The 22,445-nt window shown below is 61.5% G+C and carries 22 protein-coding genes; 9 read left to right on the top strand and 13 right to left on the bottom strand.

Annotation, left to right across the window (positions count from 1 at the left end):
- Window positions 1–359: 359 nt before the first annotated feature.
- Window positions 360–1,289, top strand: a complete 930-nt coding sequence (locus tag DKB71_RS27385) for an AraC family transcriptional regulator (protein ID WP_274074322.1) — start codon at window positions 360–362, stop codon at window positions 1,287–1,289.
- A gap of 103 nt (window positions 1,290–1,392) precedes the next feature.
- On the opposite strand, the gene DKB71_RS27390 is transcribed toward DKB71_RS27385, so the two are convergent.
- The 6 genes from DKB71_RS27390 to DKB71_RS27415 all read right to left on the bottom strand — a co-directional run bounded on the left by DKB71_RS27390 (window position 1,393) and on the right by DKB71_RS27415 (window position 8,816).
- Window positions 1,393–2,448 (bottom strand): ABC transporter ATP-binding protein, encoded by a 1,056-nt coding sequence (locus DKB71_RS27390; RefSeq protein ID WP_274074321.1) that lies wholly within the window; start codon window positions 2,446–2,448, stop codon window positions 1,393–1,395.
- Window positions 2,449–2,464: 16 nt separating this feature from the next.
- Window positions 2,465–3,313 (bottom strand): ABC transporter permease, encoded by an 849-nt coding sequence (locus DKB71_RS27395; RefSeq protein ID WP_007986104.1) that lies wholly within the window; start codon window positions 3,311–3,313, stop codon window positions 2,465–2,467.
- Window positions 3,310–4,218 carry an ABC transporter permease gene (locus DKB71_RS27400; protein WP_323626984.1) on the bottom strand — a complete coding sequence of 303 codons (909 nt, stop codon included), beginning with the start codon at window positions 4,216–4,218 and terminating at the stop codon, window positions 3,310–3,312. The genes DKB71_RS27395 and DKB71_RS27400 overlap by 4 nt, the downstream gene beginning before the upstream one ends.
- Window positions 4,219–4,411: 193 nt before the next feature.
- A complete protein-coding gene (locus DKB71_RS27405; protein ID WP_274074319.1) occupies window positions 4,412–5,515 on the bottom strand; it encodes an extracellular solute-binding protein in 1,104 nt (367 codons plus the stop codon).
- A 218-nt stretch (window positions 5,516–5,733) separates the two neighbouring features.
- A complete protein-coding gene (locus tag DKB71_RS27410; protein WP_408598649.1) occupies window positions 5,734–7,182 on the bottom strand; it encodes an aldehyde dehydrogenase family protein in 1,449 nt (482 codons plus the stop codon).
- Window positions 7,179–8,816, bottom strand: coding sequence for a 5-guanidino-2-oxopentanoate decarboxylase (locus tag DKB71_RS27415; protein WP_408598651.1), 1,638 nt, complete (start codon window positions 8,814–8,816; stop codon window positions 7,179–7,181). The genes DKB71_RS27410 and DKB71_RS27415 overlap by 4 nt, the downstream gene beginning before the upstream one ends.
- A gap of 159 nt (window positions 8,817–8,975) precedes the next feature.
- Between DKB71_RS27415 and DKB71_RS27420 the strand changes: the two genes are divergently transcribed.
- Window positions 8,976–9,857, top strand: a complete 882-nt coding sequence (locus tag DKB71_RS27420; protein ID WP_323626987.1) for a LysR substrate-binding domain-containing protein — start codon at window positions 8,976–8,978, stop codon at window positions 9,855–9,857.
- Window positions 9,858–9,960: 103 nt separating this feature from the next.
- Here DKB71_RS27420 and DKB71_RS27425 read toward each other — a convergent pair whose 3' ends face one another.
- Window positions 9,961–10,839 (bottom strand): MBL fold metallo-hydrolase, encoded by an 879-nt coding sequence (locus tag DKB71_RS27425; RefSeq protein WP_408598654.1) that lies wholly within the window; start codon window positions 10,837–10,839, stop codon window positions 9,961–9,963.
- 113 nt (window positions 10,840–10,952) lie between these two features.
- Here DKB71_RS27425 and DKB71_RS27430 point away from each other — a divergent pair, with 113 nt between their 5' ends.
- A complete protein-coding gene (locus DKB71_RS27430) occupies window positions 10,953–11,858 on the top strand; it encodes a LysR family transcriptional regulator (protein WP_408598656.1) in 906 nt (301 codons plus the stop codon).
- Between the two features lie 207 nt (window positions 11,859–12,065).
- Entirely contained in the window at window positions 12,066–12,242 is a 177-nt protein-coding gene (locus tag DKB71_RS27435; RefSeq protein ID WP_162837843.1) for a hypothetical protein, read from the top strand.
- An 8-nt stretch (window positions 12,243–12,250) separates the two neighbouring features.
- Here the strand turns inward: DKB71_RS27435 and DKB71_RS27440 are convergent, their stop codons facing one another.
- Window positions 12,251–13,147 carry a helix-turn-helix domain-containing protein gene (locus DKB71_RS27440; RefSeq protein ID WP_408598658.1) on the bottom strand — a complete coding sequence of 299 codons (897 nt, stop codon included), beginning with the start codon at window positions 13,145–13,147 and terminating at the stop codon, window positions 12,251–12,253.
- Window positions 13,148–13,328: 181 nt separating this feature from the next.
- Between DKB71_RS27440 and pobA the strand changes: the two genes are divergently transcribed.
- Both pobA and DKB71_RS27450 read left to right on the top strand, forming a co-directional pair.
- Window positions 13,329–14,522 (top strand): 4-hydroxybenzoate 3-monooxygenase, encoded by a 1,194-nt coding sequence (pobA, locus tag DKB71_RS27445; protein WP_408598660.1) that lies wholly within the window; start codon window positions 13,329–13,331, stop codon window positions 14,520–14,522.
- 77 nt (window positions 14,523–14,599) lie between these two features.
- Window positions 14,600–16,117 carry an MDR family MFS transporter gene (locus tag DKB71_RS27450; protein WP_408598662.1) on the top strand — a complete coding sequence of 506 codons (1,518 nt, stop codon included), beginning with the start codon at window positions 14,600–14,602 and terminating at the stop codon, window positions 16,115–16,117.
- A 96-nt stretch (window positions 16,118–16,213) separates the two neighbouring features.
- Here the strand turns inward: DKB71_RS27450 and DKB71_RS27455 are convergent, their stop codons facing one another.
- From DKB71_RS27455 to DKB71_RS27470, 4 genes are all read right to left on the bottom strand, one after another.
- The gene (locus tag DKB71_RS27455; RefSeq protein WP_274074383.1) at window positions 16,214–17,062 is read right to left on the bottom strand and encodes a cache domain-containing protein; all 849 of its coding nucleotides are present in this window, start codon (window positions 17,060–17,062) and stop codon (window positions 16,214–16,216) included.
- 100 nt (window positions 17,063–17,162) lie between these two features.
- Window positions 17,163–18,035, bottom strand: a complete 873-nt coding sequence (locus tag DKB71_RS27460; RefSeq protein ID WP_323626991.1) for an ATPase — start codon at window positions 18,033–18,035, stop codon at window positions 17,163–17,165.
- Window positions 18,036–18,143: 108 nt separating this feature from the next.
- Window positions 18,144–19,136: an NAD-dependent epimerase/dehydratase family protein gene (locus DKB71_RS27465; protein ID WP_323626992.1), complete on the bottom strand. Its 993-nt coding sequence runs from the start codon at window positions 19,134–19,136 to the stop codon at window positions 18,144–18,146.
- 96 nt (window positions 19,137–19,232) lie between these two features.
- A complete protein-coding gene (locus DKB71_RS27470) occupies window positions 19,233–20,132 on the bottom strand; it encodes a LysR family transcriptional regulator ArgP (protein WP_274074309.1) in 900 nt (299 codons plus the stop codon).
- Between the two features lie 96 nt (window positions 20,133–20,228).
- Between DKB71_RS27470 and DKB71_RS27475 the strand changes: the two genes are divergently transcribed.
- The 3 genes from DKB71_RS27475 (at window position 20,229) to DKB71_RS27485 (ending at window position 22,012) form a co-directional block, all read left to right on the top strand.
- On the top strand, window positions 20,229–20,630 hold the full coding sequence (locus DKB71_RS27475; protein ID WP_274074308.1) for an ACT domain-containing protein: 402 nt from the start codon (window positions 20,229–20,231) through the stop codon (window positions 20,628–20,630).
- A 5-nt stretch (window positions 20,631–20,635) separates the two neighbouring features.
- Entirely contained in the window at window positions 20,636–21,238 is a 603-nt protein-coding gene (locus DKB71_RS27480; RefSeq protein ID WP_274074307.1) for a LysE/ArgO family amino acid transporter, read from the top strand.
- Window positions 21,239–21,415: 177 nt separating this feature from the next.
- A complete protein-coding gene (locus tag DKB71_RS27485; protein WP_274074306.1) occupies window positions 21,416–22,012 on the top strand; it encodes a superoxide dismutase in 597 nt (198 codons plus the stop codon).
- Window positions 22,013–22,128: 116 nt separating this feature from the next.
- Here the strand turns inward: DKB71_RS27485 and DKB71_RS27490 are convergent, their stop codons facing one another.
- Window positions 22,129–22,440 carry an NGG1p interacting factor NIF3 gene (locus DKB71_RS27490; protein ID WP_408598666.1) on the bottom strand — a complete coding sequence of 104 codons (312 nt, stop codon included), beginning with the start codon at window positions 22,438–22,440 and terminating at the stop codon, window positions 22,129–22,131.
- Between the last annotated feature and the right edge of the window lie 5 nt (window positions 22,441–22,445).

Raw genomic sequence — 22,445 nt, forward strand, 5'->3', positions numbered from 1 at the left:
GACAGGATCAAAGGTTAAAGGCCTCTGCGCCTGCGTCGTTAGTCGATTCCTGCTGGCGCGTTGCACAATCCTGCGAACGTGCATCAGTCACCTGTAACAATGCGTAAAACAATGTCGGGGTTGTACCCTGTAGGAGCTGCCGCAGGCTGCGATCTTTTGATCTTAAAAACAAAATCAAAAGATCGCAGCCTGCGGCAGCTCCTACAGGGGTTTGGCTGTGTGTCGGGACGCTGGGTAGGCGAAGGGATGAAGACACTCCGTGCAGAATCAGGCAAGCATCAGGCAGGATGTGTCTACCGCTGCTGCTTGCACAAACTTATGCTCTAGCCATCACCCAAGTCTTGCCGAGGATGCCTTGCATGTCGTCGTTCGATCAATTTCAAGCCCCGCTTGACACCGACATGGAAAAGCAGCGCGCGGAACTGGCGGCGATCATCCGTCGCAACACCGCCGAAGATGGCAGTTATGCCACTGCCATCGGCTCGCTGTTCATGTCGCGCCACAGCCAGTCCCACGAGTTCGCTCCGGTGCTCGCTCAACCGGCGCTGTGCATCATGGCCCAGGGGCGCAAGGAAGTTCAGCTGGCCAACGAGTACTTCAATTACGACCCGCTGAACTACCTGGTGGTCTCGGTCTCGATGCCGCTGAGCGGGCGGGTGATCGATGTTTCGGCCGAGGAACCGATCCTGGCCTTGCGCCTGGACATCGACCCGACGGAAATCACCGCGCTGATCGCCGACGCCGGCCCCCTTGGCGTACCCACCCGGCCGACCGGGCGCGGGTTGTATGTCGAACAGCTCGACAGCGCCATGCTCGACGCCGTGCTGCGCCTGGCGCGGTTGCTCGACACACCCAAAGACATCGCCATGCTCGCGCCGCTGATTCGCCGGGAAATTCTCTATCGGTTGTTGCGCAGCAAGCAGGGGCACCGGCTGTACGAAATCGCCATTGCCAATAGTCAGAGCCATCGCATCAGCCAGGCGATCAAGTGGCTCAACGGCAACTATGAGCAGCCGTTGCGCATCGATGATCTGGCAAAGGAAGTGAACCTGAGCGTGTCGACCTTGCATCACCGCTTCAAGGCGATGACGGCGATGAGTCCGTTGCAGTATCAGAAACAGTTGCGCTTGCAGGAAGCGCGGCGGCTGATGCTGGCCGAAGGATTGGAGGCTTCGGCGGCGGGATATCGAGTGGGGTATGAAAGCCCTTCTCAGTTCAGCCGGGAGTACAGTCGGTTGTTCGGGGCACCGCCGTTGCGGGATCTGGCGCGGTTGCGGTTGTCGGTTTGATCCGGCATTCGCGGTGCCGTGACCGGCGCCTTCGCTGGCAAGCCAGCGCCTACAAGGGATCGCTGTAACCTGTAGGAGCTGGCTTGCCAGCGAAGGGGGCCTGTCAGGCGCCCAGTACCCGGCAAGCCTCGACCGGCAACGTCACCGACACCGGATGCCCAACGCTCAAGCCAAAGCCCTGGCACGGCGTACTCAACGCCGTAAACGACACCCCGGAACACTCCACCGTAGTCTCGATGGTCGCGCCAATATCCCGCACGAACGTCACCTTGCCCAGCAAGCGGTTGCCCGCCGTGGCCTGCGGCGCCGACAGTTGCAGGTCTTCCGGACGAATCAGCATCTTCACTTTTTCCCCCACCACAATGCTGCTGCAGATCGGCACTTGCAGTGCATCACCGCCCGGCAGGCTGACCTTGCCATTGCCGAGCGCCGTGGCCGGGAAGATGTTGCCCGAACCGATGAAGTCCGCGACGAATTCGTTGGCCGGGTGCCGGTAGATCTCGATCGGCGTACCCACCTGCTGCACCTTGTGCTCGCCCAACACCACGACAATATCGGCCATGGTCATGGCTTCGCGCTGGTCGTGAGTGACCATGATGGTGGTGATGTTCAGGCGCTGTTGCAGCTGACGGATCTCCACCTGCATCGACTCGCGCAGCTTGGCGTCCAGCGCCGACAGCGGTTCGTCGAGCAAGAGGATTTTCGGGTGATTGGCAATCGCCCGGGCAATCGCCACGCGCTGACGCTGGCCGCCGGACAGTTTCGCCACCGGCCGATCGATCATCGGTTGCAGCTGGATCAGTTCCAGCAACTCCACCACCCGCGCCTGCTGATCAGCCTTGCTGACCCCGCGCAGTTTCAGTGGATAAGCAATATTTTCGCCCACGGTCATGTGCGGGAACAGCGCCAGGGACTGGAACACCATGCCGAAATTACGCAGGTGCGCCGGGGTGTGGCCGATGTCCTCGCCGTCCAGGCGAATCTCGCCACCGCTCAGGGTTTCCAGCCCGGCGATCATCCGCAGCAAAGTGGTTTTGCCGCAACCCGAGGGGCCGAGGAAACACACCAGTTTGCCCTCGGGCAAATGCAGGTTTACATCCTTTACCGCGCAGGCCGAGCCGTAATGTTTCTCGACGTTTTCCAGAATCAGACCAGACATAAATCACCTCAAGAAATCAGAACGAAACGCCACCTTCACCGACCAGCTTCTCCAGCGCCCAGATCAGGACGAAGTCGATCAGCACGATCAGCACGGCAAACGAAAATACAGTGGGGTCGAGCGAAGACACGGTGCGGCTGTACATCCAGATCGGCACGGTCATGACGTCGATGGTGTAGAGAAAATAGGTCACGGTGAACTCGTTGAACGAGACGATGAACGCCAGCAGCATGCCCGCCAGGATCCCCGACTTCATCAACGGCACCACCACGTCGACAATCGCCCGCAGCGGTGAAGCGCCAAGCATTTGCGCGGCCTCCTCGACTTCGCTGCCGATCGAGAGCATGGCCGCCGTGCAGTTCTTCACCACGAACGGCAAGGCCAGGATCACATGGGCAATCACCAGGCGCGAGGTGGTCATCTGGAACGGCAGGCTGTCGAACACCAGCAGCAACGCCAGCCCCAACACCACCATCGGGAACACCAGGGGCAGCGACATCAGTTGCAGGGCCACGGCCTTGCCACGGAACTCACAACGGGTCAGGGCATAGGCTGCCGGCACTGCGATGATGGTCGCAAAAACCATGGTCAGGCACGACACCATCAGGCTGGTGGTCATGGCCTTGCCCAGGCTCAGCACATCGCTGGCATCGGGCGAGACGAAGGTGTGCCAGGCGGCCTTGTACCATTGCAGGCTGTAGCTGCTCGGCGGGAAGTCGAGGTTCGACGCGCCGCTGAACGACATCACGATCATGGTCAGGATCGGCAACACCGCCAGCAGCAGGATGAAGCCCGAGAGGATGCCGGCGAACTTGCCGGTTTCGCCCGGCAGTAGCCCATAGCGTTTCTTGGTCAGGGTGCTCATTGCGAAGCCTCCAGCATGCGCCGACGGCGGCCAGTGATGTATTCGGACAGGGTCATGATCGCGAGGGTGGTGACGATCAGCACCACGCCTGCGGCGGAGGCGGCGGGCCAGTTCATCAGTGGGGCGATCTGGTCATGCACCATCACCGCCAGCATCGGCACGCGGCGGCCACCGAGCAGCAACGGCACCACGAAACTGCTGGCGTTGTAGGCGAACACCAGCGTCGCGCCGGTGATGATCCCCGGCAGGCTCATCGGCAACACCACCTGGCGGAACACCTGGAAGCGACTGGCGCCCAGGGTCGCGGCGGCCTCTTCGTACGTACGGGCGACGCCGCGCATGGCACTGGCGATCGGCAGCACGGCCAGCGGGAAGGCGGTTTGCACCAGGCCCATCAGTACGCCGTTCTGGTTGTACAACAGCATGATCGGGCGCTTGATCAGGCCCAGGCCCATCAGTGCCTGGTTGAGCATGCCGCCGGGGCCGAGGATGACCAGCCAGCCGTAGCTTTGCAGCAGCAGGTTGACCAGCAATGGCAACAACACCGCGGCGAGGAAGATCCGGCGCACAAACGGAGAGGTCAGCCGCGACATGGTGTAGGCCACCGGGATCGCCAGCACCACCGCGATCACCGCGCTGATCAGCGCCAGGCGCAGGGTCAGCATCAGGGATTTGAGGTAGTAGGGTTCGAGCAATTGGGCGTAGCTGGCCAGGCTGAACCCGGACCATTCCGCGCCCTTGGTGCCCACGCTCATCCGCAGCACCAGCAGGCTGGCGGCAATCAGCACGCCCAGGAACAGCATCGACGGGGTGAGGAAAAACCAGGCGCGGGCCGTCGGCGAAACGCCCCGACTCGGGCGCGACTCAGCGGCGCTGACCGAATGGGTCAAAGGTTGGTGTTCCATAGCAAAGGTCTCGTCAATGGAAAGCAGCTGAAGAACACGTCCTTCAAAACCACCGTGAACCCTGTGGGAGCGGGCTTGCTCGCGAAAGCGGCCTGTCAGTCACATGTATGTTGAATGTGCTGACGCATTCGCGAGCAAGCCCGCTCCCACATTGGATTTGTGGTGTTCCAAAGAGCCGGTGTTCGTCACTCGATCAGGAAGAAAAGATTTCCGTGTAACGACGAATCCATTGGTCATGCACGGTGGCCAGGAAGGCGTTGTCGTGCATGATCGCCTTCTCGGCAATCTGCTCCGGCGTGAGAATGAACGGGCTCTTGCGCGCTTCGGCGGAGATGATCGCCTTGGCGTTGACCGGGCCGTTGTAGATGTCTTCAGCCATCTTGCCCTGCACCAGCGGGTCCAGGGAGTGGTTGATGAAGGCGTAGGTCAGGTCGGTGTCGCCCGGACGATTCTTCGGCATCACCGAGAGCATCAGGTCGGTGTAGAAACCTTCCTTCATGCCGAAGGTGGCGCCCAGGCCGTAGGCCGGATCGCGGATCTGTTTCGGGAAGAATGCCGGGGCGTACAGGCCGCCCATGTCCAGGGAACCGGTGCGGAACAGCTCGGCGATCTGGTTCGGGTTTTCGCCCAGGGTCACTACGCGGTCTTTCAGCTCGGCGAGTTTCTTGAAGCCCGGCTCGATGTTGTGCTCGTCACCACCGGCCAGTTTGGCGGCGATGATGATCAGGTCCATGGCCTCGGTCCAGTTCGGCGGCGGCAGGAAGATGTTCGGCGACAGGTCGGCGTCCCACAGGGCGGCGTAGCTGTCCGGCGCTTGCTGGATGGTGCGGGTGCTGTAGACCAGGCTGTTGCACCAGAGCAGGTAACCGATACCGTGGCCATTGGCGCCGGTACGGTATTTTTCCGGTACGTCGACCAGGTTGGGAATGCGGTTGAGGTCGGGTTTTTCCAGCAGGTTGGCGGCGGCCAGGCCTTCGGCGCCGACGCCGGCCAGGGTGATGATGTCGTACTGCGGACGATCACCGCCGGCCTTGAGTTTGGCGACCATTTCCGAAGTACTGCCGGTGCGGTCGGCGATGACCTTGCAGCCGTACTTGTCTTCGAAGGTCGCGGCGATGTTGCGCAGGGCAGCCAGGCCGGTGTCGTCGGACCAGGTCAACAGGCGCAGGGTCTTGCCTTGAAAGCGGGTGTCGCTGGCATTGGCCTTGACGAACGGCAGGCTCATGGCCGCCGCGGCAACCGAGGCTACGCCCACGGTCTTGATGAATTGACGTCTGTTCAGATCATGCTCGCCCATTACGGACTCCCTTTGTTTTTGTAGGTATAAGGCAGGTCGAAACTGTTGCATCCGCGCGGCTGGAGCAGCAGGTTACCCCTCGTATTTGCGGGGCTTGGCTGAACCAGTGAGTTCATCCTGAGGTGGTGCAAAACACCTGACTATCGATAAAAAATCATCGAAGCCATGACGCCGACGCATGCCTCGCCATGAGGCATGCGTTCACCGTTTTCGTGCCATCAGACGGCGCGAATCACGTGTTTGATTTCCTGGAAAGCCTGCAAGCCCCACGGCCCCAATTCACGGCCGATGCTGCTCTGCTTGTAGCCACCCCAGGCGGTCTGCGGGAAGATCACTTGCGGCGCGTTGATCCACACAAGCCCCGCCTGCAAAGCGTTGGCGACGCGGTCCGCCGCCTCGGCATTGCGCGTGACCACGCTGGCGACCAGGCCGAACTGGCTGTCGTTGGCCAGGGCAATCGCTTCGGCCTCCGAGGCGAAACGGCGCACGCAGATCACCGGGCCGAAAATCTCTTCACACCACAGCGCACTGTCGAGGGGCACGTCGGTGAAAACCGTCGGCTGCAAAAAATACCCGCGCGGCAGATCCGCCGGACGATTACCGCCGCAAACCAGCTTGGCGCCCGCACTCAAACCACGATCGATGTGGCCGAGCACGCGCTGGTATTGCGCCTGATTGACCAGCGCGCCCATTTCCACGTTCGGGTCGAACGGGTCGGCCACGCGAATGGCTTCGGCGCGGGCCTTCACCCGGGTGAGGAATTCATCGGCCAGTTCATCGGCAACCAACACGCGGCTGGTGGCGGAGCACATCTGCCCGGCGTTGAAGAAACCGCCACCGCAGGCCACGTCCACCGCCAGGTCGAGGTCGGCATCGGCCAGCACCAGCAAGGAGGATTTACCGCCCAGTTCCAGGCTCACGCCTTTGACGGTTTCCGCGGCACGCTGCATGACCTGCACGCCGACCGCGTTGCTGCCGGTGAACGATACCTTGGCGATACGCGGGTCCGCCGACAGCGGTGCGCCAACGGCCAGGCCGGTGCCGCACACCAGGTTGAACACACCGGCAGGCAAGCCGGCCTGGGCAATGATGGTCGCCAGTTCCAGCTCCGGCAGCGGCGTCACTTCAGATGGCTTGAGCACTACACAGCAACCGGCGGCCAGGGCCGGAGCGAGCTTCCACGCGGTGGTGACCATCGGGAAGTTCCACGGCACGATCAGGCCGACCACACCGCACGGCTCGCGGCGCAGGCGCGCACTGAAGTCGTCAGTCGGCAGTTCGACCGGGCTGTCCTGTTTCGCGTCCAGCCCTTCGGCCAGACCTGCGTAATACTCGAACGTGGCGATCACGTCATCGACGTCGATGGCCGCTTCGAACAATGGCTTGCCGTTGTTGCTCGACTGCAAATGCATGAGTTTTTCGCGACCGGCCTGCACACCTGCCGCAATCGCTCGCAGGATCGCACCGCGCTCGGCACCGCTGGTTTGCGACCAGGCGGCGAAGGCCTTGCTTGCCGCGCCCACGGCCAGGTCTACGGCGCGTTCGTCACCGCCATTCACCGTGGTCAACAGCGCTTCGGTGGCCGGGTTGATCACGCGCAAGTGTTCGTCGCCCGCCGACCATTGGCCGTTGATGTACAGGCCATCCAGGGTGGTTGGAAAACTCATTTCGACACCGCCTTGGTCCACTCGGCCTGATCGATTTCAATCAGCGTCGGCCCCTGGCGATCGGTGGCGACACGCAATGCCGTACGCAGTTGTTCGACGCCATTGACCGCCTCGGCCGCGCAACCCAGGGCCTTGGCCACACCGATGAAGTCCGGGGTGTAGATGTCCACGCCGACCGGTTCGATATCCCGGTTGACCATGTACTTCTTGATCTCTTCGTAGCCCTGGTTATTCCACAGCAGCACGATCACCGGGGTGCGCGCTTCCACGGCGCTGGCCAGTTCCGGCAGGGTGAATTGCAGGCCGCCGTCGCCGATCAGGCACACCACTGGAGGACGTGCGCCGCCTTCGACGGTGCCGCCCAACCAGGCGCCAATCGCCGCCGGCAAGGCGTAACCCAGGGTGCCGTAACCGGTCGACGAGTTGAACCAGCGACGCGGGCGCTCGGGGTTGAACGTCAGGTTGCCGGTGTACACCGGTTGGGTCGAATCGCCGACGAATACCGCGTTCGGCAGTTCGTGCAGGACGGTTTCCAGGAAGCGGGTCTGGGCCAGGGTCGGTGCATCCCAGGTTGCGGCCAATTCTTCACGCAAGCGGGCGGCGCGCACCTGGCCCCAATCGTTGCGACGTTCGGCCAGCGGCTTGTGCGACAGGGCGCTGAGCAAGGCCTGGGCGGCGTTGCGCGAGTCGGCGACCAGAGCCACGTGTGGCGGGTAGTTGCGTACGGTCTGGTCTGGATCGATATCGATGCGCAGCAGCTTGCCAGGGATCTCGAAACCACCGGCGAAGGTGACATCGTAGTCGGTCTCGGCCAGTTCGGTACCGATGGCCAGGACCACATCGGCCTCGGCGACCAGTGCGCGAGTGGCGACCAGACTCTGGGTCGAACCGATCAGCAACGGGTGAGCGGAGTGCAGCATGCCCTTGGCGTTGATGGTCAGCGCGACGGGCGCGTCCAGCAGCTCAGCCAGTTCGGTCAGCTCGGCGGCGGCATCGATGGCACCGCCACCGGCGAGGATCAACGGCCGCTTGGCACCCGCCAACAGATCGGTCATGCGCGAAACGGCGGACGGCGAAGCGCCGGCGCGGTCGATCTGTACCGGCAGGCTGGCGAGCAGGTCGTCGGCTTCTTCAACCAGCACGTCCAGCGGAATTTCGATGTGCACCGGACGCGGGCGACCGGCCTGGAACAGCGCGAAGGCACGGGCCAAAACCCCCGGCAATTCCGACGCCGACATCAGGGTATGGGAGAACGCCGCCACGCCACCGACCAGTGCGCTCTGGTTCGGCAGCTCATGGAGTTTGCCGCGACCACCGCCCAACTGGTTGCGGGTCTGTACGCTGGAGATCACCAGCATCGGGATCGAGTCGGCATAGGCCTGGCCCATCGCCGTGGTGATGTTGGTCATGCCAGGGCCGGTAATGATGAAGCACACACCCGGCTTGCCGCTGGTGCGGGCATAGCCGTCGGCCATGAAGCCGGCGCCCTGTTCGTGACGCGGGGTGACGTGGTTGATGCTCGAACGGGCCAGCCCGCGATACAGCTCCACGGTATGCACCCCGGGAATGCCGAACACCTGCTCGACCCCGTAACCTTCGAGTAACTTGACCAATACTTCGCCGCACGTCGCCATGTGATTGCCCTTCTTGTTCGTTTGAGACGCCGGGCCTGCGCAGTGTTTATGATGGATTGGCAGGTCCAGGGATGGCCTCATTGGAACGGGCGACACGTAGCCGCAACAATGGATAAAAAGTCATACTAGCCATGTCCTCACGTCATACCTTGGATCCCAATGAAACGATTGCCTCCCCTGCCGGCGCTGCACACTTTTCTGATTACCGCGCAGTGCTGCAACTTCACCCGGGCCGCCGAGCAACTGCACATCACCCAGGGCGCTGTGAGCAGGCAGATCGCCGGGCTGGAAGATCACCTGGGTTATGAACTGTTCATTCGCCAGGCCCGAGGCCTGGACCTGACCGCCGAGGGACGCGAGTGGTTGCCACGGGTCCAGCAGATTTTCGGCCTGATCGACGAAGCCGTTGAGCAGATCGGCGAGAAGCGCGAAACCCTGCAACTCAAGGCCCCGACCTGTGTCATGCGCTGGCTGTTGCCACGGCTGTTGCAGTGGCAAAAAGAACGCCCGGACGTGCCGGTCGAGCTGACCACCACGGTCAAGCACGGGGTGGATTTTCATCTCGAACAATTCGACGCAGCGGTGATGTATGGCGCGTCGCCGGACGACTCGCTGGTGGCGCAAAAACTCTTCGACGAGCAACTGACACCGGTGTGTTCGCGGCCCATGCTCGAAGGCCCCCTGGCCCTGCAGTCACCGACCGATCTGCAACAACACCTGCTGCTGCACCCCACCCGCGACGAACGGGACTGGAAGGCCTGGTTGAAAGCCGCGGACGTACAGTTGAGCAATGTCGGCAAGGGCCAGCATTTCGAAACCCTGGACCTGGCGATGTCGATGGCGTCCCAGGGGACAGGCGTGGCGATCGGTGACTGGTCGCTGATCGGCGACGACCTGAATGCCGGGCGGCTGGTCATGCCTTTCGAATTGAAGGTGAAAACCGGGCTGGCGTATTACCTGGTGTTCCCGGAAAAACCCGGACCTTCAGCGAAGTTGCGTGAATTGATGGGATGGTTGGTAGAACAGGCCCAAAGTCGCTGACCTCCCCTGTAGGAGCTGCCGCAGGCTGCGATCTTTGACTTTGCTTTTAAAAAAACAAGATCAAAGATCGCAGCCTGCGGCAGCTCCTACAAGGTACCGCGGGTTACCACTTCATTTCGCCCTTGGCGACCTTGGCGCTCAGCTCCAGGGAGCTTTCCTCACCCAATGCCGGGTAGCGCTTTTTCATCGCTGCAATCAGGGCCGCCGAATCCTTGGCCTTCGCAGTTTCTTCGTCGAAGGCCTTGATGTAATCAGCGGTGAACTGCACGCCGGCCAGGGAACGGGCGATGTCGCCGAGGTAGTGACCCGGCACGATGGTTTTCGGCTTCAGGCTTTCGATCGAGTGCAGCGTCGCCAACCAGTCGGCGTGGGACTGCGGGGTCTGGGTGTCGGCCATCCACACATGGATGTTCTCTGCCACGACCACGCCACCGACCACGGCCTTGATCGATGGAATCCACACGAAACTGCGATCCGGTTGCTTGCCCGCAAGACCGACCACCTGCAGTTTCTGCCCTTCGAGCATCAGGCTGTCGCCCTTGAGCACATCCGGCACGACGGTTCTGGCCGGCACATCGGCGCCCATTTTCGGGCCCCAGAACGCCAATTTGCCGTCGACGGTTTGCTTGATGTGATCAACGGTCGGCTGCGATGCGAGCACTTTGGCCTTGGGGAATGCAGCGGTCAGGGTATCGAGGCCGAAGTAGTAGTCCGGGTCGCCGTGGCTGATGTAGATGGTGGTCAGTTGCTTGCCGCTGGCGCGGATTTTTTCCACCACCTGTTCGGCCTGGGATTTGCCGAACTGGGCGTCCACCAGGATCGCCTCCTTCTCGCCGCTGACCAGCACCGAAGTCACCGGGAAAATCGCTTTTTCGCCGGGGTTGTACACATCCAGGGTCAGTGTCGACGCGGCTGCGTGTGTGGCAAAACCGAGGGCAGTGGTCGCCAGCAAAATGCGCTTCAGGGTGGTGAAACCGATCATCTGTTGCTCCGTTGTTTGATGGCCAAGGTTGGCCGATAACAGAGCTTAATTGCCTGGTTCAGTACAAAAAATGCGATGCTTGAACATAGTTTGTTTCTGAAATCGGGCAAATCATGGATCGTCTGCAAGCAATGAGGGTGTTCGTCACAGTGGTCGATCTCGGCAGCCAGTCGGCTGCGGCCGATCATCTGGAGCTTTCAAGGCCGGTGGTTTCGCGCTATCTGGCGGAACTGGAAGACTGGGTCGGCGCACGCCTGATGCACCGCACCACGCGCAAATTGAGCCTGACCGCCGCCGGCAGCGAAATACTTCCCCGCTGCCGGCAGATGCTCGACCTGTCCACGGACATGCAGGCCGCCGTCAGCGTATCGGACGATGCACCCCGTGGCCTGCTGCGCATCAGCGTCAGCACTTCGTTCGGCCAGGCGCAACTGGCCGATGCCATGGCGGCCTACGTCAAGCGCTACCCGGGTGTCAGCATCGACATGCAGATGCTCGATCGCACGGTGAACCTGGTGGATGAGCGCATCGACCTGGCGATTCGCACCAGCAATGACCTGGACCCGAACCTGATCGCCCGTCGGTTGACGGTATGTCGCTCGCTGATCTGCGCCGCTCCCGCCTACCTGCGCGAACACCCGGCACCCCAGCGGATCGAGGACCTGAGCCAGCACAATTGCCTGACGCACTCGTACTTCGGCAAAAGCTTGTGGCACTTTGAATTCGGGGGAGAACAGGTTTCGGTGCCCGTGCAAGGCAACATCAGCGCCAACGAAGCCAGTACCCTGCTGCGCGCCACCCTGGCCGGCGCCGGCGTGGCCATGTTGCCCACCTATCAGGCCGGCGTGCACATCCACAGCGGTGAGCTGGTCCGTCTGCTGCCCCAGGCCGAGCCAAGGCAGATGAACGTGTACGCGGTGTATGCCTCACGCAAGCACATGCCGGCGGCGCTGCGCAGCTTGCTGGATTTTCTGGTGGCGAGGTTTCCCGAAGAACCGGAGTGGGATGTTGGCCTGTAACCGGTCCGAAATGTGCGAGCGGGCTTGCTCGCGAAGAGGTCGGTACATCCGACGCAAATTTTGCGCATGAATGACCGCTTTCGCGAGCAAGCCCGCTCCCACAGGGGGTTCATCAGTGTTCTGAATACGGCGCTATTGCTGGCAACTCCCCGCCCCTGACCTATGCTCAAGGTAATACCCAAGGGTATTCGTTCAGAGGTCTACGCCATGAACATCAAAACAAGAAGGTACCTCGCCATCTTCATCACCTGCGCGGTCACGCTCGGCCTGTATGGCGCCGCCGCCTGGCGCGTCGAGCAGCTGCGCAACCTGCCCCGGGAATACGCCAGCTGCAATTTCGAGCGCTGCATTCCCCACAACGCGACCCTTAACGCCCTGCGGTAACCAGAGAGTCAGGCCTCGTTGTCCTGATCGGCCTTCAAGCGGTCGCGGAACGCCTTTGGCGAGATTCCCACCCGGCGTCGGAACAGGCGCGTGAAGTTGGTCGGATCAGAGAACCCCAACACGTCGGACATTTCATAGATGGTCATGCTGGTGTACGTCAGCAGGCGCTTGGCCTCCAGCAATTGCCGTTCGTGCATGATCTGCAACGCCGGTTGCCCCGCCAGCTCACGGCAGGTGCCATTGAGGTGCGAAACCGAAATCCCCAGGCGATGGGCCAGGTCCTCGACCTTGACGTGCTGGCGATAGGTCTCCTCCACCAGCTGGATGTAGCCATTGAGGTATTCCCGCGCCCGCTGCGGTCGTTGACTGGCCGACCGGCGCTGGATCACCTGGCGGCTGACCCACACCATGATCACGCTGACCAGCGAATGCATGAGCATTTCCCGCGCCGGTTGATGGCTGGTGTATTCGTTCTGCAACGCGCAAAACAGACTGTTCAAGTACTCGGAGTCCTGTCCCGCCGGGTAGCTCTCGGCCTGGGCCAGGGCATTCACCGAATGCCCCAGTTGCCCCTGAAGATGCGTGATCAGCGGCGCCGCGAGGGTCACCACGAAGCCCTCGACATCTTCACTGAAGCGGAAGCCATGCACCGACAGCGGCGGCAGGATCTGGATCGCCGCTTCAGTCAGTTGCGTACGTTTGCCTTCGATTTCAAGCTCTGCCTGACCTTTGAATACGAAGAGCAACTGACATAAATCGGCGTGACGGTGGGGTTTGATTTCCCATTGATGTTCGCGACTGCGTTTGGAAATGGTTTCACAGTGCAGCAAGTCCGGAGTCGGCCAATCCAGGCTTTCCCCGTAGAGCTTGAACACCGGAATCGAAGGCAGGTCAGGCTTGTTCATCACTTCAATCCAGGTTTCGGAATGGACGACGGGCGATAATCGCACCGATTGGCAGAATGTACAGCTATCCGCTCAGTTTTCACCTTCAATTGACAGACCCGCAAGGGAAAAATGCAAGCACTCGATCCATAAAAATCATTCACCGACCCCCGTCGCGTGTAGCTTGCGAGTCATAAAAACAATGAAAACGCTAAAAACCCAAGTTGCCATTATTGGTGCCGGTCCGTCCGGTTTGCTCCTCGGTCAGTTGTTGCACAACGCCGGCATCGACACCGTCATTGTCGAGCGTCAGGCTCCGGACTACGTGCTCGGGCGAATCCGTGCCGGGGTACTCGAACAAGGCATGGTAGAGCTGTTGCGCCAGGCCGGTGTGAGTCAGCGCATGGACGCCGAAGGGCTGGTCCACGGTGGCTTCGAACTGGCGCTGGATGGCCGTCAGGTGCACATCGATATGCAGGCCCTGACCGGTGGCAAAACGGTGATGATCTACGGTCAGACCGAAGTCACCCGCGACCTGATGGCCGCTCGTCAGGTCGCCGGTGCACAGACGATTTACCAGGCCGCCAATGTCGTTCCCCACGGCATGAAAACCGATGAAGCGTTCGTGACCTTCGAAAAGGACGGCGAAAGCTGGCGTCTCGATTGTGACTACATTGCCGGTTGCGACGGCTTCCATGGCGTGGCGCGCCAATCGATTCCCGCCGAATGCCTGAAGGTCTTCGAACGGGTCTACCCGTTCGGCTGGCTGGGGATCCTGGCCGATACCCCGCCTGTCCATGAAGAGCTGGTGTACGCCCGCCACGAGCGCGGTTTTGCCTTGTGCAGCATGCGTTCGGCAACCCGCACCCGTTATTACCTGCAAGTACCGGCGGACGAAAAGGTCGAGGCCTGGTCCGACCAACGCTTCTGGGATGAACTCAAGACCCGCCTGCCGCAAGCGTTGGCGGACAAGCTGGTGACCGGTCCGTCCATCGAGAAGAGCATCGCGCCGTTGCGCAGTTTCGTGGTCGAACCGATGCAGTACGGGCGCATGTTCCTCGTCGGCGACGCAGCGCACATTGTCCCGCCCACCGGGGCCAAGGGCCTGAACCTGGCGGCCAGCGATGTCAGCACGCTGTTCAATATCCTGCTCAAGGTCTATCGCGAAGGCCGTGTCGATCTGCTGGAGAAATACTCCGAGGTCTGCCTGCGCCGGGTGTGGAAAGCCGAGCGGTTTTCCTGGTGGATGACCTCGATGCTGCACCGCTTCGACGATCACGACGCCTTCAGCCAGCGCATTGCCGAATCGGAGCTGGACTACTTTGTCGATTCCGAAGCGGGTCGCAAGACCATCGCGGAAAATTACGTCGGTCTTCCCTATGAGGCTATCGAATAGCTTGCTATCGACTTAAACTGGCGAGCATCCCGCTCGCCTTGCCTCTGGCGGGTGAAATCACTGCCGCAGGTTTACCCGTGACCACTCTCCACCAGCCTGACTTGCCCAAACCGGCCATACGCAGCGTGCTGATCGCGCTGATGCTGGCAATTTTCCTCGGTGCGCTTGACCAGACCATCGTTGCCGTGTCGATGCCGGCCATTTCCGCGCAGTTCAAGGACGTCAGCCTGCTGGCCTGGGTGATTTCCGGCTACATGGTGGCGATGACGGTGGCGGTGCCGATCTACGGCAAACTGGGCGACCTGTACGGCCGGCGCAAACTGATGCTGTTCGGCATGGGCCTGTTCACCCTGGCGTCAGTGTTCTGCGGCATGGCCCAGAGCATGGAGCAGCTGGTGCTTGCGCGGATTCTCCAGGGTATCGGTGCCGGTGGCATGATCTCGGTCAGCCAGGCGATCATCGGTGACATCGTGCCGCCCCGCGAGCGTGGCCGCTATCAGGGCTACTTCAGCAGCATGTATGCAGTGGCCAGCGTCGCCGGCCCGGTGCTGGGCGGGTACATGACCGAATACCTGTCCTGGCGCTGGGTATTCCTGATCAATCTGCCGCTGGGCCTGGGCGCGTGGCTGGTGGCCAATCGCACGCTGGTGGGCTTGCCGATTCCGCAACGCAAGCCGGTGATCGATTACCTCGGCACGCTGTTGATGATCATCGGGCTGACAGCCTTGTTGCTGGGCATTACCGAATTCGGCCAGGGCCATTCCTGGCGCAGTGTCGAAGTATTGGGATTGCTGGCTTGCGCGGCGGCCGTGCTGGGCTTGTTCGTGCTGCATGAACGACGGGCGGCGGAGCCATTGTTGCCCATGCACCTCTTCGCCAACCGCAATGCCATCCTGTGCTGGTGCACGATTTTCTTCACCAGCTTCCAGGCCATCTCGATGATCGTGCTGATGCCATTGCGGTTCCAGAGTGTCACCGGTGCCGGTGCAGACGCCGCCGCCCTGCACCTGCTGCCGCTGGCCATAGGCTTGCCGATCGGCGCTTATTTCGCCGGCCGCCGTACCTCCATCACCGGTCGCTACAAGCCGATGATCCTGGGCGGTGCCCTGCTCATGCCGCTGTCGATTCTGGGCATGGCGTTCAGCCCGCCCCAGGCCTTCTGGTTGAGCAGCCTGTTCATGCTGCTCTGCGGGATCGCCTCGGGCATGCAGTTTCCCACCTCGCTGGTCGGCACGCAGAACTCGGTGCAACAGCGGGACATCGGCGTCGCCACCAGCACCACCAACCTGTTCCGCTCATTGGGCGGTGCGGTGGGCGTGGCCTTGATGTCGGCGCTGTTGCTGGCGTTGCTGCAAGATTCGAGCTTCGCCCATCTGGCCGGCGCTTCGCTGCTGGCCGAGGGTCATTCGGGGAATGTTTTGCTGGACGGCCTGAACGCCACGCCGGGGGAGGCACAAAATGCCTTGCGCGCTGAATTGCTGCTGACGTTCCGGCATTTGCTGATGATCAGCGCGTCGGTATCGCTGCTGGGGCTGGCGGCGGCGATCGCCATGCCGAACATGTTGTTGCGCGGACGCGAGGATAAAGTCCTGTAGGAGCCCGGCTTGCCGGCGAACCAGACGCTGCGGTGTGTCTGTAATACCGCGTTATCGTTGTTCGCCGGCAAGCCGGGCTCCTACAGGTCTGCGATCTCAAGGGCTGTAATACCCCACAGCCACCAGGAAATGCCCGACCTTTTTCAGGTAGGCATGCTTGTTCTCGACCTTCCCGGTCACCGGGTTTTTCCAGCGGTACTCATACTCGCCGTAATCCTGTTTCGCGATCAACGCCAGCATCGGTTCACCCACCGGCTTGCCATCCGGATCCTTGATCATGCTGAAATCAGTGTTGATCAATCGCAGGTTAGTGCCATGGGCCACGTAGCGCCCGGTATTGATGTCGACGACAAAGACATACAGGTCATCCTGCAGATATCCGCCCTTCAGGGAGTTGATCGCCGCCAGGGTGCCCTTCTCGTCCTTGGCCAGGTCGGTCGCCGCCTTGTTCAGCAAGGCCATGGCCTGTTCCGCCGAGGCCCGGGGCAGGTAGTAGCCGACCGCGAGAATGCGCTGGCCGACGCGCTGATAGTAGACATGCTTGCGCTCGACCTTGCCGTCGGACCAGTTCTGCCAACGGTATTCCGCTTGCTGGATGCCATTGCCCTCGGGCGTTTTCAGCGCCTCCTTGAAGGCCTTCTGCAGATCCGGCCCGAGCACATCCGACACATCGCGGCCAATCAGCGCCGCCGAGGGCCCGCCGCTGGCGAGCATCACACCCTGGGTATCGACCACGAAGACATACCGGTCCTGATCGACGAACTCGCCCTGGCGGCTGAACGCGGCGAAGGCCTTGTCGCCATTGTCGTGGTAGTAGGCCAGGGCCTTTTCCAGCAAGGCGATGGCGGCCTGGCTGTCAGCCTTTTCCGTCTCAGCCGCTTGAACCTGGCCCAGGCACATCAGCAGCATGCCGCATAACCAGGCCAACTTGTGCACAACTCCCATGGCGCGTCCCTCGTTCTTTTTTGGTGTTTCAAGAGCGTAGACGGCAATGGCGTGGGTGCGGGAGGGATTCATTCCCGGCGAACCGGGAATGAACCAGGGCTTACTGGCGAGTGCGCAACTGCTGCTGCAGGTACTGGATCTGCGCTTGCAGGGAGTTGATGGTCCGGGTGACCTGGCTGCGGAACGCATCGAACTCCGCCAGGTTGGCGCTTTGAGAAGCGCCCGAACGGTTGTCCTGCTGGCTTTTGAGGACAACGATGTCCTGCTCCAGACGGTCGATGGCGGCGCCTGGATTGCCCTGTTTCTTCAGCGCCGTGATGTCAGCCCCCAGGCTTTTAAGCTGCGCATCGAATTTTTCGGTGTCCGCCGGGGTGTCCTTCAGGGTGGTCAGTTCAGCGCTCAAGGCTTTGACCTGCGCCTGCAATTGCGTATCGGCATTCTGCTGCTCGGTGTACTGGGCGCTCATCTGGGCCAGGCGCTTGTCGAGCTCGCTGGTTTGCGCGGTCATCTGCGCCAGGCGCTTGTCCAGGTCCGAGGCCTGGCCGGCGACGCCCAGCTGTTGTTTGCCCTGGTCCTGCAACTGGTTTTCCAGCTGTTTGATTTGCAGTTTCAGCGCTTCGCTGTCGCTGGTGACGTTAGTCTGGCTGGCGACCACCTTGCCGGAAATATCCTGCAGGCGCCCCGCCGCTTCTTCACTGATACGCGCAAAGCTTTCCTGGGTCGCCACCAGCTGTTGCTCCATCAGCGAAATCTGCTGGAAGCTCCACCAGGCAAGGCCCGCGAAGGCAAAGAACAAGGCGCCGACCAGGGCCCACAACGGCCCTGTGCTCGCCGCCTTGACCCTGACCGCGGGCGGTGTGCGCGAATGCACGGTGGTGCGGGTGGTCTTCGGGTAATCATCGTCATCGAGGATGTCTGCACGCAGGCTCGGTACATCGTCGAAGTCATCGTGGGCATCGTTACGCATGGACATTGAGTCAACCTTTGTGAAACACGGTGATGGCTTGATGCGGCGCAGTATAACCCCCCATGGGCGCATCGATTGACCCCGGACCCGAACCTCGGTTCAGTGCGGCAGGTATCAGCGAAGGTCCTGGGCCTTCCACCAGGCGCAGAATTCATCGAGCGCCGTCCAGAGACTGACCTTGGGGTCGTAGTCCAGATAATGCCGGGCGCGGCTGATATCCAGGGTGAAATTCTTCTTCATGACCTGCATGCCCAGGCGCGACAGGGTCGGTTCGGGACGTCCCGGCCACAGCTTGCAGAACCCCTCGTTGAGCGCCGCGACGCTGTAGCCCAGGCCGTAGGAACGGTAGCGCGTCACCTGTGGGACTTCCATCCTGCGCATGACGTAATTGACCACGTCCCACAACGGGATCGGCGTTCCGTTGCTGATGTTGTACACCTTGCCCAGGGCTGAACCGCTGGCCAGCAAACTGCTGAGCAAGGCTTCATTGAGGTTTTGCACACTGGTGAAATCGACCTTGTTCAAGCCGTTGCCGATGATCGCCAGGCGCCCCTTGCGCTGCATGTTCAGCAGCCGCGGGAAGATGCTCATGTCACCGGCACCGGTGACGAAACGCGGACGCAGCGCCAGGGTTTCCAGGCCAAACTCCTGGGCACCGAAGACTTTCTGCTCAGCCAGGTACTTGGTCGCCGCGTACGGGTGCTTGAAGCGTTTGGGCACTTGTTCTTCGGTCAGCCCCAGGTGATCGCGGCCATCGAAATAGATCGACGGCGACGACAGATGCACCAGGCGCCGCACCCGCTGCTTCAGGCAGGCTTCGACCACGTTTTCGGTGACCTGGACGTTGCCCAGGTGAAAGTCCTGATAACGCCCCCACAATCCAACGGCACCGGCGCAATGCACCACGGCCTCAACCCCGGAACACAGGTCGTGGGCCAGGATCGGATCGCTCAAGTCGCCCTGGACGAACTCGGCGCCACGGCGCACCAGGTGCTCGACACTTTCGGCCCGGCGACCGTTGACCCGCACGTCCAGGCCCTGCTCCAGGGCGAATCGCGCAAAGCGCCCGCCAATGAAGCCGCTTGCGCCGGTGACCAGAATTTTCATGAAGTATTCCTTCGGATACAGCTGCGAGATTCAAGCTTCAAGCTGTAAGTTAAATATGATGCGCAGGTTGTTCTCTTGCCGCTTGCAGCTTGGCGCTCAAATCTGCCCGAAGGGCACTAGACATTGCCTCGACGCCTGCACCAATTGCTCGGTCAACAACCCCAGCAACTGACCGCCATTGCGCCAATGATGCCAGTACAGCGGCACGTCGATCGGTTTATCTGGCAACAACTCCAGCAAAATGCCGCGTTCCAGCTGCTCGCGCACCTGCAGTTCCGGCACCAGGCCCCAGCCCAGTCCGGCCTCGGTGAGGCGAATGAACCCTTCGGACGAGGGGCACAGGTGGTGTTCGAAACCGCCATCGACGCCCAGGGACGCCAGGTAGCGATGCTGCAGGAAGTCGTCCGGGCCGAAGACCAGCGCCGGGGTTCGGGCCAACTGATCGGCACGCACGCCGTGAGGAAAGTGTCGCGCAATGAACGCTGGGCTGGCCAGGGCCCGATAGCGCATGGCGCCGAGCAATACGCTGCGCGCACCGGCTACCGGGCGCTCGCTGGCACACAGACACGCCGCGACTTCGCCGGCGCGCATGCGCTTGAGGCCGACGGTCTGGTCTTCGACCACCAGGTCCATCAACAGGTGTTGCTCTGCGCAAAAATCCCCTACCGCCCGGGCCCACCAGGTCGCCAGGCTGTCGGCATTCAGGGCGATCCGCAGGCGTTCGGGCAGGCCCTCCTCGTCCAGCGCCGGCACCAGCGTCTGCAAATCCCGCTCAAGCAGGCGCACCTGCTGCACGTGGTTGAGCAAACGCCGACCGATCTCGGTCGGTGACGGCGGCGTACCCCGCACCAGCACCGGTTGACCGACCCGCGCCTCGAGCAGTTTGATCCGCTGGGAAATGGCCGATTGCGACAACCCCAACACCTGGGCCGCCCGTTCGAAACCAGCCTGCTCGACCACCGCGGCCAGGGCAGAAAGCAATTTATAGTCGAACATCAGTTTTCCTAATGAGCGATCAGCAATATTGGTTTTTCTTATACAGGCTCGTACTGGAGAATGGCTAGCAAGAACTCTCCAACAAGGACCACCGATATGGCTGGTGAAACTTCATTGGCAACGCTGCTGCGCAGCATGAGCCCGCAACTCAACGCCGGCGACTACGTGTTCTGCACCCTGGGTGACGGCCAGTTGCCTGCGGGACTGGACATCGTCGGCAGCTTTCGCGAGCAGGAAGGCCTGACCGTGATTCTCGAACGTTCCCAGGCTGAACAGGCCGGTTTCAGCTACGACTACGTCGCCGCGTGGATCACCCTGAACGTGCATTCGGCCCTCGAAGCTGTCGGCCTCACCGCGGCGTTCGCCACGGCCCTGGGCCAGGCAAGCATCAGCTGCAATGTGATCGCCGGTTATTACCACGACCATTTGTTCGTCGGCCAGGCCGACGCCGAGCGCGCCATGCAAGTGTTGCGCGACCTGGCAGCCAACGCGGAGTAAAAGCCATGTGGCAAAGTTATGTGAACGGGCTGTTGGTGGCCTTCGGCCTGATCATGGCGATCGGCACGCAGAATGCGTTTGTGCTGGCACAAAGCCTGCGCCGCGAACATCACCTGCCGGTGGCGGCACTCTGCGTGGCCTGCGACGCCTTGCTGGTGGCCGCCGGTGTATTTGGCCTGGCGACGGTGCTGGCACAGAACCCCACCCTGTTGGCCATCGCCCGTTGGGGTGGCGCGGCGTTTCTGTTGTGGTACGGCAGTCAGGCGTTGCGCCGCGCCTGCTCGAAACAGAGCCTGCAACAAGGTGAAAACCAGACCGTGCGTTCGCTGCGCGCGGTAATGCTCAGTGCCCTGGCGGTGACCCTGCTCAATCCCCACGTCTATCTGGACACCGTTTTGCTGATCGGCTCCCTCGGCGCCCAGCAAACAGAGCCCGGCGCTTACGTGGTAGGCGCGGCGAGTGCTTCATTGCTGTGGTTCTTCACCCTGGCGCTGGGTGCGGCGTGGCTCGCGCCATGGCTGGCTCGCCCGAGCACTTGGCGGATTCTTGATCTGTTGGTGGCCGTGATGATGTTTGCCGTAGCACTGCAGCTGATCACCGCTGGTTGAATTATTCCAAACGGCTCTGGAACCTCTATTCCACACAGTTGTTGCGTGGTTATGCCGCCACCCCGGTGCTATGATCCGAATCCCTGCGCCGCAAAGAGTACAAACTCCCCGGCGCTTGTTTGGCCGCCCGTGATCGGCCTTGCGCTCACCGCAACAGACCTGATTAGGAGAATTATCATGGCTTTCGAATTGCCGCCACTGCCGTACGCACACGATGCCCTGCAGCCGCACATCTCCAAGGAAACCCTGGAGTTTCACCACGACAAGCACCACAACACCTACGTCGTGAACCTGAACAACCTGGTGCCAGGCACCGAGTTCGAAGGCAAGACCCTGGAAGAAATCGTCAAGACTTCCTCGGGCGGCATCTTCAACAACGCCGCTCAAGTGTGGAACCACACTTTCTACTGGAACTGCCTGGCGCCAAACGCTGGCGGTCAACCAACCGGCGCGCTGGCTGAGGCCATCAACGCGGCCTTCGGTTCGTTCGACAAGTTCAAGGAAGAGTTCAGCAAGACTTCCATCGGCACCTTCGGCTCCGGCTGGGGCTGGCTGGTGAAAAAGGCTGACGGTTCCCTGGGCCTGGCCAGCACCATCGGTGCCGGCAACCCGCTGACCAGCGGCGACACCCCGCTGCTGACCTGCGACGTCTGGGAACACGCTTACTACATCGACTACCGCAACCTGCGTCCGAAATACGTCGAAGCGTTCTGGAACCTGGTGAACTGGAAATTCGTGGCTGAGCAGTTCGAAGGCAAAACCTTCACCGCTTAAGCTCGACGCCCCAAAAAAACCCGGCTTTCATGCCGGGTTTTTTGTGGGTGCAGAAAATGAAGACAATAAAAAACCCGCTGACGAATCAGCGGGTTTTTTATTTGGCAGCCACAGGATCAGAAATCCTCCAACCGCCACACTTCATAAGCCGGCGTCTCATAGGGGTGACTCTGTTTCAGAGCCGCCACCACCGAGCCAATCAACTCATCGGCCACCACAAGCTCGACCTTCCATTCCTCGACCCGCTCGACCTGCCCGGCCTCGCCAATGAACGGCGCACTGCCGTCCAGTGGACGAAACTGGCCCTGGCCCAACACCTGCCAGGCGCAGTGATCGTAAGCGCCGATCCGCCCGCCACCGGCAGTGAATACGGAGCTCTTGACCACTTCGACATGACTGTCGGGTACAAAGAAAGCGAGCTTGTACACAGCTA

It is taken from the genome of Pseudomonas sp. PLMAX (assembly GCF_046042685.1).
In the GTDB taxonomy this organism is placed as follows: Bacteria; Pseudomonadota; Gammaproteobacteria; order Pseudomonadales; family Pseudomonadaceae; genus Aquipseudomonas; species Aquipseudomonas putida_AE.